Raw genomic sequence first — 15,195 nt, forward strand, 5'->3', positions numbered from 1 at the left:
TTAATGAATAAAATTAAAATGCGCTCGTATCCTGGAATAACCCCACTTTGAGATCTTTCGCAGCGTATATTTCACGGCCATCAACCTCAACAATACCATCAGCCAGACCCATAAAAAGACGACGTTTAACAACGCGCTTCATTTGAATTTTATAGGTGACTTTTTTTGCTGTCGGTAAAATTTGGCCGGTAAATTTCACTTCACCCACACCCAGGGCACGCCCTTTACCAGGACCGCCGCTCCAGCCCAGAAAGAAACCGACTAACTGCCACATTGCGTCCAGGCCTAAACACCCGGGCATAACCGGATCGCCAGGAAAGTGACAATCGAAGAACCATAAATCAGGTGTGATATCCAGTTCGGCAATAATTTCACCTTTATTATGCTCGCCGCCATCTTCGGTGATACGAGCAATTCGGTCCATCATAAGCATATTGGGTGCCGGTAACTGACTATTGCCCGGGCCGAACATTTCACCTCGACTACAGGCCAAAAGGTCTTCTTTGGTGAAGCTTGATTGTTTTGTTGTCATTTTGTTCCCATCGAAATTCGTAAACGTGGCTAATTTAGCGAACACTTGTACGCTAAACAACTCTGAACAGTCATTTTTTTACTGATTTACGCTATGCTACATTAATATCAGGCTGGATTGATGAAAACATCACCAGTACAGGGCAATCAGTACTGTTATTTGTTGATGCAACACTGCATTATGCCCTTGAACAAACACACCCGGATAGAAAACTCAGGTTATGTCAGAATCGAAAAAAACGCCCCGCAGTAATGCTGATAAACAAAAGCGCTTCAGAGACCGCCAGCGTGCGGCCGGTAAAAAGCAGGTGAGGGGATATGTATCGCCCGAAGCGCTTAGTTGCTATGAAGAAATCCAGGAGAAAACCGGTTGGAGTGACAGCGAGGTGTTGTCCAACTCACTGCGTTTAATGTATGCCGCTTATCGTTGTGGGCAGGTAAAGTTACTTAACGAATGGTTAAAAGACCATAAGCGCTAGGACACCCACTTTAGCCGGCCCAGAGTTTTCTGAAGCTATCCTGCGGATCGTACATGGCCGCTTGCCTGGCAATATTAAATTGCCTGAGGCCACGGGGGTCGCTGCCAACGCCGGCCAGATATTGCCAGTTCCCCCAGTTTGCGCCCACATCGTAATCAATCAGTTGTTGTTCAAAATAAGCAGCGCCATAACGCCAGTCCTGCCGGAGTTCGTTAATTAAATAACTTGCGACCCACTGGCGGCCGCGATTAGACATATAGCCCGTTGCATTGAGCTGACGCATACAGGCGTTTATGTGCGCATTGGCAGTGGTGCCGTTTTGCCAGTTATGCAGCGCATCACCGGCTTTAGGTGCAGCTGTGGATGAGTGTTGTAAACCGCCATAAGTAAACCAGTCTCTGCCATGTTTTCGCTGTAACCACCAAAAAAACTCCCGCCACAGTAATTCAAAATACAACCAGTAGGTTGACTCATTAGCAGTGACCTGTTTTTCAAATTTATGCAGTTCACTCACCACGTATTTTACCGACAGGCAACCGGATGCCAGCCAGGCCGAAAACTTGCTTGAGTAATGCCACCCCTCCAGACCGTTGCGGGTTGACTTGTAATCCGCAATGCCCTGGCTTTCAAAAAAATAATGATGTAACTGCTTGCGCCCGGCGGTTTCTCCGCCGTTAAACGAAGAGGCAGAGCCATGATGCAAGGGTAATCCCTGCCAGTCTGTCTGAATCAACTCAGCGGGGGGTGGCGGTATAGCTACCGGCCTGGCAATGGATTTGAGCGGGTTGAGATGTTTCTCGATTTTTTTACGAAAAGGCGAAAATTTGTCGGGCATTTCGCTAATTGAAAACGGCAACACTTCCGGCTCAAATAAACTGTTGTTGTGCGCGCTAATGGTTGTGAGATCGGGGATGTGCTGCTTAATCTTGTCTATCTGGTCACGCTCTTCAAAGCCCGGATGCTCACCAAACCCGAGTACGGTGACATCATATTGTTGAATGAGCGTCATCAGTTGACTAACCGGTTCACCCACCACAACCAGTAAATTCTGATGATAGCCCTCAAGCTGCCGGTTTAAATCAATCAGCGACTCGTAAATAAACTGCTGCCGGTGAATCCCCATGCGGGAACAGCCAAAGGCGTCTGGTATAAACCAGTGAGGGTCGATGCAATACACCAGAATCACGCGATCGGTACACGCAGCCAACCGGGCCAGCGCGGGTTGGTCGTCTAAGCGTAGGTCGTGGCGAAACCAGTAAAGTCCGGTTGAAAGTCCGGTTGATTGAGTATTTTTCATATCAGTTCTACGCTTTTCCTATGCGTTGGGTTTAACCCATTGTCGATTTTATTTAGCAGGTAGAAATACCTCACAACGCAGATCGATTTTTGTTAATGCACGTATTATGTGAATAAATAAAATAAAGGACCTAAATTGTGACCCAGCCTGTTTGTATCGTTTGGTTTCGCCAGGATTTACGCGTTGTTGATAATCCTGCACTCCAGGCCGCTGTTGATCATGGCACTATCATTCCCGTTTATATATTTGATACCTCCCTCGACGAAGAAGACAGCCCGGGTGGCGCCTCCAGATGGTGGTTGCACCATTCGTTGTCAGCGTTAAATAAACGCTTAAATTCCCACTTACAGTTTTATTCGGGCGATCCAAAAACACTGTTGCCTGAGCTGGTTGATAAGTACGGGGCCAGTGCGGTTTTCTGGAACCGGTGCTACGAACCCGCCGCGATTGAGCGGGACAAGATAATCAAGCACGATCTGCGCGAAAAAGACTGTCTGGTTGCCAGTTTTAACGCCTCGTTATTGTGGGAGCCCATGAGCATCAGAAAACAGGATGGAGGCGTGTACCGGGTATTCACCCCTTATTATCGGAAGGGCTGTCTGCAGGCCCCGGCACCGCGTTATCCGGCCGGAGCGCCAGAGCGCATAACCTATACCGATGCCAAGGCAAACTCAGGCCCCAGCCAACACACGCTGGAAGCGGCTGACTTACTCCCCGATATCAGCTGGGACAGTGAATTTCCTGCCCACTGGACACCTGGCGAAGACGGTGCGTCTGACAAGTTAAGCGTATTTATTAAGCAGGCTGCCAAGGGTTACAAGACCCAGCGGGATATTCCGTCGGCCAGTGGTACGTCACGGTTGTCGCCGCATTTACATTTTGGCGAGATATCTCCTAATCAGGTGTGGTATGCCTTGTTAAGTGCATTTGACGATCAGGGTAGCAGCGATCTTGACTGCTTTTTAAGTGAACTGGGCTGGCGTGAGTTCAGCTACTATTTGTTGTTTCATTTTCCCGATATCACCCACCAGAATTTCAACAAACAGTTCGATAAGTTTCGTTGGCGTAATGACCAGGACGATTTTACCGCCTGGTGCCAGGGCAATACTGGTATTCCCATTGTGGATGCGGGAATGCGTGAACTGTGGCAAACCGGCTACGTACACAATCGGGTGCGCATGGTCGTAGGGTCGTTTTTAGTTAAAAACTTACTGACTGACTGGCGTAAAGGTGAACGCTGGTTCTGGGATTGTCTGGTTGATGCCGACCGTGCAAGCAATGCTGCCAGTTGGCAGTGGGTTGCCGGTTCCGGTGCCGATGCCGCGCCATATTTTCGTATTTTCAACCCAGTGCTCCAGGGCGAAAAATTTGATAAGCAAGGTGACTACGTGAAGCGTTATTGTCCGGAGCTTGCCAACCTTCCCAACAAATACCTGCACAAACCCTGGGAAGCACCGCAGGACGTGTTGAAGAAAGCCGGCATTACCCTTGGTAAGGATTACCCCAAACCAATTGCCGATTTAAAACAAAGCAGAAAGCGGGCGCTGGATGCTTTTGCTGATACCAAGGATAATTAATGGCAGGTGTATTGCGTTTAATAATGGGCGATCAGCTCAGCACTTCAATGTCGAGTTTGTCTGACTGCAATAAAGAGCAGGACACTATTTTACTTGCCGAGGTCCGCGAGGAAGCCACCTATGTAAAGCACCACAAAAAGAAAATCGTATTGATATTTTCGGCTATGCGCCACTTTGCCCGTGCATTACAAGAAGATGGCTATAAGGTGGTTTATCGCCATTACGACGACAGTGATAATCAGGGCTCGTTGTTAAAAGAAGTGCAGCTGGCAACTCAGCAGCACCAGTACGATAAAGTGGTGGTTAGCTTTCCGGGTGAATATCGACTGCTAAAAAGCATGCAACAGTGGCAGTCACAGCTGGGTTTAACGGTTGAGATTCGTGATGACGATCGCTTTATTGCGACGCTGGAGCATTTTAAAGATTGGGCTGATGGTCGCAAGCAGTGGCGCATGGAGTATTTTTACCGGGATATGCGTCGCTATACCGGCTTGCTCATGGAAGGGGATTCACCGGCAGGGGGTAAATGGAATTTTGATCAGGACAATCGCAAGGCGATGCCGGCCGATGTTACGCCGCCCAAACCTTACACGGTTAAGCCGGACAACATCACGCAGCAAGTCATTGACCTGGTTGAGCATCATTTTAGCGATCATATGGGCAGCGCCGTCGATTTTAACTATGCGGTGACGCGAGAGCAGGCACTGGAGGTACTGGAACAATTTATTACCGAGCGGCTGGGTAAGTTTGGTGATTATCAGGATGCCATGCGCGAGGGTAATGTCTGGTTGTTTCATTCGCATTTATCTTTTTATCTTAACTGCGGGCTTTTGCTGCCGATGGAGGTAATGAAACGCGCCGAGCAGGCCTACTTTAATGATGATGCACCACTGAATGCGGTAGAGGGGTTTATTCGCCAGATTTTAGGCTGGCGCGAATATGTACGCGGCTTTTACTGGCACTGTATGCCAACGCTGCAAAAAGACAATTATTTTGAGCATAGTCGTCAGCTTCCCGACTTTTACTGGACCGGGCATACCAACATGAATTGTATGCGCCAGTGCATTACTGATACCCGCCAACATGCCTATGCACACCATATTCAACGCCTGATGGTAGTGGGTAACTTTAGTTTGCTGGCGGGACTGGCACCAGAAGCGGTTAATGCCTGGTATTTGCAGGTGTATGCCGACGCTTATGAATGGGTAGAAATGCCCAACGTAAGCGGTATGATCTTATTTGCCGACGGCGGCAAACTGGCCAGTAAGCCTTACGTAGCCAGTGGTCAGTACATTAACCGTATGTCTGACTACTGCAAAAACTGTGGTTACGCGGTGAGTAAAAAAACCGGTAAAAATGCCTGCCCGTTTAATTATCTTTACTGGGATTTTATTATTAAACACCGCGATAAGCTAACGGGTAATCATCGCATGGGGCTTATCTACAAGAGTCTTGAGCGAATGTCCGATGATACTATTGAGGCAATGCAGGAGCAGGCGCAGCAACTGCTGTCCTCAATTGATGATGCGTAAGTCAGAATTACCCAGCAAAGTGTGTCCGGTATGCCAGCGGCCCTTTGTGTGGCGTAAAAAGTGGCAAAAAAACTGGCCGGATGTGAAATATTGCTCGCGGCGCTGCAGCAGCGCTCGCAACCGCCAGCAACAGGCGTAACAGAAAGTCGTTATGCTGCTTGATAACTTACGGGATATGTCGTGAGTATTGCTCAATCGGACTCAAATAATGAAATTGTCAATACGCAGCAAAGATATCTTTTGCTACTATAGTAGTGTAGGTTAGAGCGGCGCAGCGGTCTGTTGCGCAGTCCTTGATTTAGAAGATTATTATTTGAAAACATATACCTGCCAGTGTGGCAATACATTATATTTCGCCAATAGTCTGTGCCTGACGTGTCAACGCCCGGTGGGGTTTTTGTCTGATGCTCAGGTGATTTCTTCCTGCGACATTGACGCTGAAGGGCACTGGATTGCCACGGTAAACGGTCGTGCGTACCGCCAGTGCCGTAATTATGCAGTCACGAATATTTGTAACTGGCTCATCCCGCAGGATAAACAACAAGCCTTATGCGATGCCTGTGCGCTCACTGATACCATTCCGGATCAGTCAAAACCCGACAACAAAACCCTGTGGTTCCGGATGGAGCAGGCAAAACGCCATTTACTCTACACCCTGTATAAACTGAAGCTACCGGTTGTGGGCAAACGTGATGCTCCTGACGGTATGTCGTTTCGTTTTCTGGAAGATCAGGAAGAAGCGCTGTTTGGCAGAGAACTGACCGTTAAAAATAGCGTCATCACCGGTCACAGCGATGGCGTGATCACCATCAATATTAAAGAGGCCGAAGCCAGTAAGCGGCTCGAAATGCGCGAAATGATGAACGAGCGTTATCGCACATTAATTGGTCACTTCAGACATGAGTCGGGCCATTATTACTGGGATAAACTGGTGAAGAACAGCGCTCATCTCGATGACTTCAGGCAGCTATTTGGTGATGAGCGCCAGGACTATCAAAAATCGCTGGAGCGCTACTACGCAGAGGGCCCGGCTAAAAACTGGTATCAGCAGTGTATTAGCGCTTACGCCAGCATGCATCCCTGGGAAGACTGGGCCGAAACATGGGCACACTATTTACACATGGTAGACACGCTGGAAACCGCCCATGAGTACCAGACAAGCCTTGAAAACATCACACTGTCGAACCCGTTAATTGACGAATATCCTTATTCGCCGAGCTTTAACGAAAAAACCTTCGATACGCTGTTAGATGACTGGGATAAGCTCACAACACTGCTTAACGCATTGAATCGCAGCATGGGGCTGGACGACGCTTATCCGTTTGTACTAACGCCGCCAGCCCGCGAAAAACTGCATTTTATTCACTTATTAGTCAGAGAATCCTGATTTTTTTCCCACTCAAATCGCGGTAATTGATCGAACGCCTTGCGCAGACCGTCGGTCCATTGCTTTTGGGTTGACTTATACATTGGACTGTTGAGTGAGTAGGAATTGTGAAAGGGCGCTTCCAGGCTATCATTTTCATAAATTGCCAGTTCAATCGGTGGTCCCACCGATATATTACTGCGTATCGTCGAGTCCAGCGACACCAGGGCGCAGCGCGCGGCATCTTCGAGGGTCGTCGACTTTGCTATAATCCTGTCCAGAATGGGTTTGCCATACTTGGTTTCGCCAATTTGCAGATAAGGCGTATCTTCTGATGCGCTGATAAAGTTACCCTGGGGATAAATATGGAAAATCTCCGTTGCCTGGCCATTAATCTGGCCGCCCAGAATAAAGTTAGACTCAGCGCTGGTATTGGATTTCTCCATGCCTTTTGCATGCAGTTGTTGCTCACGCTGACTCAGCTTACCGATATACTGCGCTACCTCATAAAGTTGTTTGCCCTGGCGCAAATCAAACTCTGCCTCGGGATCATTGAGATCGCGGTTGATGGCATTTAGCACCGCCTGAGACGTAGCCAGACTGCCTGAGGTCATTAGCACACAGACCCGCTCTCCGGGCCAACAATAGCGGCGCATTTTACTGTAGGTGGCGACATGATCCACTCCTGCATTGGTGCGTGAGTCTGACGCTAACACTAAACCGCGATTTACTTTTACAGCTAAACAATAAGTCACTCGTGACTCTCTTGGTTAATTAGACACTTTATAAACATAGAATGTATTGATTTTAGGTATTTTTCCAGAGCAAATTGTCATCAATTTGTCATTAATTTCATTGCATTTTAGTCCGAAAGCCGTTTAGATGGGTATTGAATGTTATAGAAAGACGCTAAGGATTGTAAATGGCAATTAGATGGGGAAATTATCGGGTAGGGCAGTTTTACGACGAACTTATTCGTGTCGCCAATAAACCGCGCCCTGCTGCAGCAGAAATTTGTAAATACCTTAGAAACTTAACTGAGCAGGAAATAGAAGAGTATAAAACCGCGGCAAATACCGCCATACACGTTATGGGGATAACCTTTACCGTGTATACCGAAGAAGAGGGCTCTATTGACCGGGCCTGGCCGTTTGACATCATTCCACGCATTATCGACAAAAAAGAATGGCTGCGAGTTGAAAAGGGGCTCAAACAGCGCGTAAAAGCGCTCAATATGTTTATTGACGACCTCTACAATGAACAACGCATTCTTGATGCTGGCATCGTGCCTAAGAGTCTGCTGGAAGCCTCAAAAAACTTTTTACCTGAATGTATGGGCATTAAACCCAAACATGGTGTGTGGGCGCACATATGCGGCTCAGACCTGGTCAGAGATCAAAACGGCACGGTTTACGTACTCGAGGATAACCTGCGGGTGCCGTCCGGCGTATCTTACATGTTAGAAAATCGCCATGTCATGAAGCGCGTTTTCCCTGACATGTTCGAGAAGTACAATATTTTACCCGTCGATGATTACCCTTCACAGCTGTACGATATGCTCACGCAGTTATCGCCGCGAGATATTGAACAACCCGAAGTCGTGGTGCTAACACCGGGTATTTATAACTCTGCCTATTTTGAACATGCGTATCTGGCCCAGCAAATGGGGGCAGAACTGGTTGTAGGCAGCGATCTGGTGGTTGACGACGACGACGTAGTTTACATGCGTACCGTTAACGGTTTGTCGAGAGTAGATGTGATTTATCGGCGTATCGATGATGCTTTTTTAGATCCGGAAGTGTTCAGAGAAGACTCTATGCTCGGCGTACCCGGCCTGATGCGTGCCTGGAAAGCAGGCAACGTAGGGCTGGCTAACGCACCGGGAGCCGGTGTGGCGGATGACAAGGTGGTCTATGCCTTTGTGCCGGAGATCATCAAGTTCTATCTGAACGAAGAGCCGCTGTTACCCAACGTACCCACCTACAAATGTGTCAACAAAGACGAGCGGGATTACGTTATTGAAAATATTGATAAAATGGTCGTCAAACCCGCTAATGAATCAGGCGGTTATGGTATGTTGATCGGGCCGCATTCGAGTAAAGCCGAGTGTGATAAGTTTGTCCGGTTGATTCGCCGTGACCCGCGCAATTACGTGGCACAACCCATGTTGTTGTTGTCGACGGCGCCAACGTTAATCGGCAACAAAGCCGAACCGCGTCACCTCGACTTACGGCCCTTTATTCTGAGCGGCACGGATGTACATGTCACCACTGGCGGTTTAACCCGGGTCGCTATGCGACGTGGCTCAACTGTCGTTAACTCTTCGCAGGGCGGTGGTAGTAAAGACACCTGGATTGTAGATATGGAGGCCGAATAATTATGTTGTCCAGAGTAGCTAACCATATTTACTGGATGGAACGGTATTTAGAGCGCGCCGAGAACACGGCCCGTTTAATACAGGTAAACACCCATTTACTGCTCGATTTACCGCGCAACGTTATGCTTGGCTGGGAACCCATAATAGACATGCTTTCGTTTCGCGATGTATTTTACGAGCAATATAAAGAGCCCGACGAGAAAAGCGTGATCAAGTTTATGGTCACCGATACCAATAACCCTGGCTCAATTATTAATTGCTTATCTGCGGCGCGGGAAAATGCACGGATTATTCGTGAAATTATCCCCACCGAAGCATGGGAGCTGATCAATAACCTACACATGTCAGCCAAAGCTGATGGCCAGAGTGTATTAACCCGCCGGCACCGGTTTAGTTGTTTAGAGCGGATCATTAGCGCTAACCAAACGATTACCGGACTACTTGGCGGTAGCATGCTGCGTGGTGAGGGCTATGCATTTTTGCGCCTGGGCCGGCATCTTGAACGCATTGATATGACATCACGAATTATTGATGTGCGCTCAGCGTCACTATTACCCAGTGTATCCCAGGAGCAATCCGCCTTTGAAAACATCCAGTGGATGGGTGTCCTAAAATCACTTACTGCCTATCAGATGTATCGACAGGAAATGCGTATCCGCATAAACCGCACTGACGTGCTGGAATTCCTGCTGAAATATCAACAGTTCCCGCGCTCGCTGAGTCATGGCCTGTTACAAATAGGCAAATGCCTTAAAGAGCTGCCTAATTCTGAGCTTATACAAGACAACGTCAATGCATTGTCTGAGCAATTGCAGAATCTCAATACTCAGAAATTAGAGCAGGATGGATTACACAAAGTTATCGATGATATCCAACTCGGCGTTGTAAAAATTCACCAATCCATTAACGAGCAATACTTCTAATCTCAATTAATACTCGCGGGCGCTGGCATCCATCAGGTGTCATCGGCCCGGAGTCTCATCCTCCTTTTACTACTAAAGTTTTATTTTTGTTGTTTATGAGACTAGGATACAAGTAACCTATTTTTTTGGGGCTTGCCACGTAGTGAACAATGTAATTCCTGTTGTAGTTTTATGTCTGCGCTTGTCGTTGCTGATAAGTATAGGGGTAATGGCTGGGTCCGTTAGGGCACAATACGATACAGCAGAGTCGCCCAAAGTGATAAAAGTGCCTGCTGCCGTATTCGAAGATAAAGAGATATACGATTATTTTGTTGAAGCATTAAAACTGGCACTGGCTAAAACGGCGCAGAATAAAACGTCTACTGTCATTAAAGCCGACCCCAATAATGCCAATCAGGACCGGCTGCTCCGGCAGGTGAAAGAGGGCAGTACTGATGTTACCTGGGCTGTTGCTTCAGCAGAACGAGAACAGGAAAACCTGGCGGTGTATTTTCCGCTTATGCGCGGTCTGCTGGGTTACCGTGTATTTATTATTCACCCCGACTCAACGCAACAGTTTGCTGATATAGAGCTAGATGCGCTGAAGCAGTTAGTCGCAGTGCAGGGGATCGGATGGCCCGACACCGACGCATTACGCAATAGTCAGTTAACGGTTGAAGAGGTGCCGTTTAGCATGACGTTCAAGCTTATTGATACTGGCATGGCAGATTATTACCCGCGCTCAGTAGTTGAAGTTCGTAACGAAATAACCAACCGTCCCGACCTCCAGCTTGAGCTCGAAAAATCTGTCGACTTGTATTACCCATCGCCCGTTTATTTTTTTGTTAGCAAAGAAAACCAGGCGCTTGCCAACAGAATTAAACGCGGTTTAGAACTGGCTTTCGCCGATGGCAGCCTGGAAGCGTTATTTAATACCCGCGCATTTGCGATAGAGGCTAAAGCGATTTTGGAGAACAGGCGGGTTATACACCTTGAAAACCCAACGTTAACCGAAGAGTCAAAGCGCATCCTGGACACCTACAACTCTTACTTTATCCACAAATAACCCTATTAATTTCAATGTCATAGGTTTTTTTGTTAGTATTACCTTTTATTATTAGACGGTCGGTCTATAATTTCTAGACGATCGGTCTATAAATACAGGTTTTGATTATGCAGGCACGGCGCGGGCGTCCCCCAAAGACCGCCAGAAATTTCGACGATACTAAAGAGGCCTTATTGTTAGCAGGCATGGCAATACTCACTGAACGTGGCTTTAATACCGTAGGTATTGACATGATTTTAAAACGGGTAGGTGTACCAAAGGGCTCTTTTTATCATTACTTTAAGAATAAAGATGATTTTGGTTTACAGGTAATTGGCCGCTACGATGATTATTTTTGCGCCAAGCTCAGACGCTGTTTGGCGTCGAATCCGCTATCGCCCCTCGATGGCATTATGACCTTCGTTAACGAAGCGATTGAAGGTATAGAAAAGTACCGCTTTAGCCGCGGCTGCCTGATTGGCAACTTTGGCCAGGAAATGCCAATTCTCTCAGAGCACTTCAAACAGCCTTTGGAACAATGTTTAAAACATTGGTCTTCGTTGCTTGCGCAAAATTTAGAGCAGGCAAAATCGCTGGGTATGATTGCATCTACAGTAAACAGCACCAATCAGGCAGAATTTTTTTGGATTGGCTGGGAAGGCGCAATACTCACGGCCAAAGTCATGCAATCTGTACAGCCTATGCGCAAGTTCGCTGATGGATTTATGCAGCAACTTTCAACAACCCAATAAGCAGAGGACTCTTGTTATGTTCAACGCCATCTATGTCAGCAAAGATGACAATGGTTACAGCGCCGATATTCGTGAACTCGATGAATCGGTACTCCCCGACGAGGATGTACTCATTGCAATTGAGTACAGCACGCTTAATTATAAAGATGCGCTGGCGATCACCGGCAAGAGTCCGGTGGTACGGACTTTCCCAATGGTTGCAGGAATTGATTTGGCCGGAAAAGTGCTCGAAAGCAGGTCAAATAAATTTAAGGTCGGTGATGCCGTGTTGGTGAATGGTTGGGGCCTGGGTGAACAGTACTGGGGCGGTCTTGCACAAAAGGCACGAATACATGCTGACTATGTGCAAAAAATGCCAGCCGGACTCACCAGCGCCCATGCAATGGCTGTAGGCACGGCCGGTTATACTGCAATGTTATGCGTATTAGCGCTGGAATCGCAAAACATTACACCGGATAAAGGAGAAATTTTAGTTACCGGTGCTAACGGCGGGGTAGGAAGCACCGCCATTCTAATTCTCAGTAAACTCGGCTATGAGGTCGTCGCCTCCACGGGCCGGCTGGAACACGCTGATGCGTTAAAAGCACTTGGCGCCAAAGCCGTTATCGACCGCAACACGCTAAGCGAGCCGGGCAGACCATTAACCAAAGAGCGCTAGGCCGGAGTGGTAGACTCGGTTGGCAGTCATACGCTGGCTAACGCCTGTGCGGCCACCCAGGCAGAAGGGGCCGTTGCCGCCTGTGGCTTAGCGCAGGGCATGGATTTTCCGGCCACGGTAGCGCCCTTTATATTACGCGGCGTTAAACTGATGGGCATTAACAGCGTAACGCAACCTATGCCGGTGCGTGAACGGGCCTGGTCGCGAGTTATTGATGATTTGCCCGCAGCCAGCCTGGACAAAATCACTCAGCTGGTGGGCTTATCCGAAGCACTCGATATTGCCCCGGATTTTTTATCGGGCCAGGTTCAGGGCCGAATTGTGGTTGATGTTAATCGCTAGTTCGTTGCTATAGAGCTTAAACGTTAAGCTGTGCAGTGGGACAACTGCGCAGCGCATCAGTACATACAGTTTCTATGAACTGAGTTCATTATTTACCAGGAATAATTCAACGAAAGTTGAACATATAAATGCCTTCTGGGCGTAGTCTTAATTGGGCATCATTCTATTTCCTGAATCGAACTTCTGCGGTTTAAAACTACTAAAATTGGTAAAAATGGTTACGCGTAACCCAGCAAGCTATTGATTTTATATGGTGGTGCGATTTTTTAGCCTGGGTGATAAAAAATAGCTGATGGGCTTTAAAGGCCATGAAACAATTGTTTCATAGCCCAAATTGACGCTTGATATTCAGGCTAATGACCCGCTTGCAGTGCCAAGCATACAGATGCAATTGGGGGCGCCTGTGGTTCACTTATCGCCGGATGGACTGTTCTCATTCGCTGGTTTTTCTGCTTGTAATGATACCGGAATCGGTTTGGTTGCTTCGCCGCTGTACAGGCTGACATGAGGAAAAGGTATTTCCACGTCATGCGCATCGAATGCTTCTTTAATCTGCTGGTAGAGTTCGTTTTTAAGCTGCAGAAAGTTCTCCCGCTTCGCCCATACGGAAAACTGAATATCAACCGATGATGTGCCAAATCCGAGCAAAATAAATAGCGGAGCAGGTTCATTCAGACACAAAGGGTTGATGTCGGCAACATCATTTAAAATGGTTTTTACTTTCTCGATATCTTCTTTGTAAGCAATGCCAATCTTGAGATCAGCACGGCGAATAGGGAAGCGGGTAAGGGTGGTTACCTGGCTCTTTATCATCGACTCATTGGGTACCCGGACAAACAGGTTATCGAATGTACGAATTTTTACTGAAAGCAAATCAATAGAGATGACTTCGCCGGTTGTTTGTTCAACCCGGATAATGTCACCAATGGAAAAAGGCCTTTCCATCATTAAAAATAAACCGCTGATTAAATTTGATGCAGAGGTTTGTGACGCAAACCCCAGGGCCACACTTAATATTCCCGCGGCGCCCAGTATCACGCTCAGATCAAAACCCAGCTCTCTGAGCGCCGACATCACCATGAGCAGCATGATGCCATAAAAAATACTGCGTTTAACTAATACCCGATTATGCGGTGTGAGGTTAGCAACGTTAAAGCGGTTAACTACGTTACTTAAAAAGCGGGCTACGTAATAGCCCACCACAAGAATGATGATAGCCTGGCCAACATCAAATAAGTGAAACCTCTCCATTAAGGTGAGTGTATCGGTTTGTTCTTCCATGGAAGCTCCCTCTGAAAAATGCCTAGCCGACCAGGCTTTTAATGGTTGATAAAAAAGAAGGTTTCTTGCTCATTTCCCTCGACTCGGAAACCAGCACCATACTCTGGGGATCTTCTGGCAGACTTTGTTTAACGTGAGAGACCGGACTGGAGTGTTCGGTACGCTGCACTATGTTTACCTGCTCGGTCCAAAACTGCTGATCTTGGTCGATGTACAGTTTTAATGCCGGGACCGGTAAATTAAGGCGTTGTATTGAGAGCGGATCTTCCTGATCATTTTTTATTGTTACGGTAGTAAAAGCACGATGAGAGCGATTCTCCAAGCGCGACCGATCCATCTTAGCTTCGGTATATTTGGCATAACAAATATCACCACGCATAGTCGAAGAACCAAACCACGAGTCGGAAGGGCGCCAGAATGGAATATCGGTCATGGGCTCTTCGCGGTTAGGCAACAGTACCGTCATCCACATCGGGGTACTGACGTAGAGCCTGACTTCTTCATCAGGCATCACGATAATTGGTTTACTGGGCCTGACAATCATCGCGCGATCAGCCAACGAGGGCTCAATAATCAATGTGTCACCGGTTTGTTTCACCATAAACCGCTGGTAATCCACATCGTCAAAGTTCTCATCGGGCTGTACGCAGTTACAGATGACTACTTCACTTTGTTCAGGATACGTTTGTTTATTCCAAACTGTCCATTCGTGCAGGCCGCGCTTAATTGCGATACATCGCTCGCCGATACGCCAGCATTTGATCTCATCCGGAGAAAACGTAAATTGACCCCACCATTCGTTTGATTTTGTCATAGGCAACTATTGCTCAACGTTGGAATATCCATACTAACAGTTCTTTGTGTTTGAGCCCGTTTTATCGGGGGGGATAACAGTTCGACCCCACAGTTTAAAGACCCCTTTGTGCGACAATCACCGCTCTATAAGTATTTATTCAGGGTAACAACTTTGTTTACGGGGGTGAAGCGAGGCTCAAATTGACGGCGCAATTGACTGTCGGCATCAACATGCTTACATTATGAAATAAGTTATTGAAA

Annotated in this window: 14 protein-coding genes and 1 pseudogene; 10 read left to right on the top strand and 5 right to left on the bottom strand. The window is 47.5% G+C overall.

From position 1 onward, the window contains the following. Positions 1–13: 13 nt before the first annotated feature. Positions 14–532 carry a 3-hydroxyacyl-[acyl-carrier-protein] dehydratase FabA gene (gene fabA / locus OIK42_RS09795; RefSeq protein WP_273640115.1) on the bottom strand — a complete coding sequence of 173 codons (519 nt, stop codon included), beginning with the start codon at positions 530–532 and terminating at the stop codon, positions 14–16. A 220-nt stretch (positions 533–752) separates the two neighbouring features. Here fabA and OIK42_RS09800 point away from each other — a divergent pair, with 220 nt between their 5' ends. Further along, complete coding sequence (locus tag OIK42_RS09800; protein WP_273640116.1) at positions 753–1,010, top strand: hypothetical protein; 258 nt, start codon at positions 753–755, stop codon at positions 1,008–1,010. 10 nt (positions 1,011–1,020) lie between these two features. Here the strand turns inward: OIK42_RS09800 and OIK42_RS09805 are convergent, their stop codons facing one another. Continuing rightward, positions 1,021–2,307 carry a DASH family cryptochrome gene (locus OIK42_RS09805; RefSeq protein WP_273640118.1) on the bottom strand — a complete coding sequence of 429 codons (1,287 nt, stop codon included), beginning with the start codon at positions 2,305–2,307 and terminating at the stop codon, positions 1,021–1,023. A 137-nt stretch (positions 2,308–2,444) separates the two neighbouring features. Between OIK42_RS09805 and OIK42_RS09810 the strand changes: the two genes are divergently transcribed. From OIK42_RS09810 to OIK42_RS09825, 4 genes are all read left to right on the top strand, one after another. Further along, on the top strand, positions 2,445–3,884 hold the full coding sequence (locus tag OIK42_RS09810; RefSeq protein WP_273640119.1) for a cryptochrome/photolyase family protein: 1,440 nt from the start codon (positions 2,445–2,447) through the stop codon (positions 3,882–3,884). Beyond that, the gene (locus OIK42_RS09815) at positions 3,884–5,416 is read left to right on the top strand and encodes a cryptochrome/photolyase family protein (protein WP_273640120.1); all 1,533 of its coding nucleotides are present in this window, start codon (positions 3,884–3,886) and stop codon (positions 5,414–5,416) included. The genes OIK42_RS09810 and OIK42_RS09815 overlap by 1 nt, the downstream gene beginning before the upstream one ends. Further along, positions 5,409–5,555 carry a DUF2256 domain-containing protein gene (locus OIK42_RS09820; RefSeq protein ID WP_273641483.1) on the top strand — a complete coding sequence of 49 codons (147 nt, stop codon included), beginning with the start codon at positions 5,409–5,411 and terminating at the stop codon, positions 5,553–5,555. The genes OIK42_RS09815 and OIK42_RS09820 overlap by 8 nt, the downstream gene beginning before the upstream one ends. A 174-nt stretch (positions 5,556–5,729) precedes the next feature. Beyond that, positions 5,730–6,803, top strand: a complete 1,074-nt coding sequence (locus OIK42_RS09825) for a zinc-binding metallopeptidase family protein (RefSeq protein WP_273640123.1) — start codon at positions 5,730–5,732, stop codon at positions 6,801–6,803. Here the strand turns inward: OIK42_RS09825 and OIK42_RS09830 are convergent. Further along, positions 6,779–7,537 carry a proteasome-type protease gene (locus OIK42_RS09830; RefSeq protein WP_273640125.1) on the bottom strand — a complete coding sequence of 253 codons (759 nt, stop codon included), beginning with the start codon at positions 7,535–7,537 and terminating at the stop codon, positions 6,779–6,781. The two genes, OIK42_RS09825 and OIK42_RS09830, sit on opposite strands and share 25 nt — an antisense overlap. 167 nt (positions 7,538–7,704) lie before the next feature. On the opposite strand from OIK42_RS09830, the gene OIK42_RS09835 reads away from it, so the two are divergent. From OIK42_RS09835 to acuI, 5 genes and pseudogenes are all read left to right on the top strand, one after another. Beyond that, positions 7,705–9,159, top strand: coding sequence for a circularly permuted type 2 ATP-grasp protein (locus OIK42_RS09835; RefSeq protein WP_273640127.1), 1,455 nt, complete (start codon positions 7,705–7,707; stop codon positions 9,157–9,159). A gap of 2 nt (positions 9,160–9,161) precedes the next feature. Further along, positions 9,162–10,082, top strand: coding sequence for an alpha-E domain-containing protein (locus OIK42_RS09840; protein ID WP_273640129.1), 921 nt, complete (start codon positions 9,162–9,164; stop codon positions 10,080–10,082). A gap of 208 nt (positions 10,083–10,290) precedes the next feature. Next, complete coding sequence (locus OIK42_RS09845; RefSeq protein WP_273640131.1) at positions 10,291–11,127, top strand: transporter substrate-binding domain-containing protein; 837 nt, start codon at positions 10,291–10,293, stop codon at positions 11,125–11,127. A gap of 107 nt (positions 11,128–11,234) precedes the next feature. Then, on the top strand, positions 11,235–11,858 hold the full coding sequence (gene acuR / locus OIK42_RS09850) for an acrylate utilization transcriptional regulator AcuR (protein ID WP_273640132.1): 624 nt from the start codon (positions 11,235–11,237) through the stop codon (positions 11,856–11,858). 16 nt (positions 11,859–11,874) lie between these two features. Continuing rightward, positions 11,875–12,858: pseudogene (gene acuI / locus OIK42_RS09855) on the top strand (acrylyl-CoA reductase (NADPH)). A 408-nt stretch (positions 12,859–13,266) separates the two neighbouring features. Here the strand turns inward: acuI and OIK42_RS09860 are convergent. Both OIK42_RS09860 and OIK42_RS09865 read right to left on the bottom strand, forming a co-directional pair. After that, positions 13,267–14,139 (bottom strand): mechanosensitive ion channel family protein, encoded by an 873-nt coding sequence (locus tag OIK42_RS09860; protein WP_273640133.1) that lies wholly within the window; start codon positions 14,137–14,139, stop codon positions 13,267–13,269. 22 nt (positions 14,140–14,161) lie between these two features. After that, complete coding sequence (locus tag OIK42_RS09865) at positions 14,162–14,953, bottom strand: DUF432 domain-containing protein (protein WP_273640134.1); 792 nt, start codon at positions 14,951–14,953, stop codon at positions 14,162–14,164. Between the last annotated feature and the right edge of the window lie 242 nt (positions 14,954–15,195).

Origin of the sequence: Alteromonas gilva, from assembly GCF_028595265.1 — a bacterium.
Taxonomy (GTDB): Bacteria; Pseudomonadota; Gammaproteobacteria; order Enterobacterales; family Alteromonadaceae; genus Alteromonas; species Alteromonas gilva.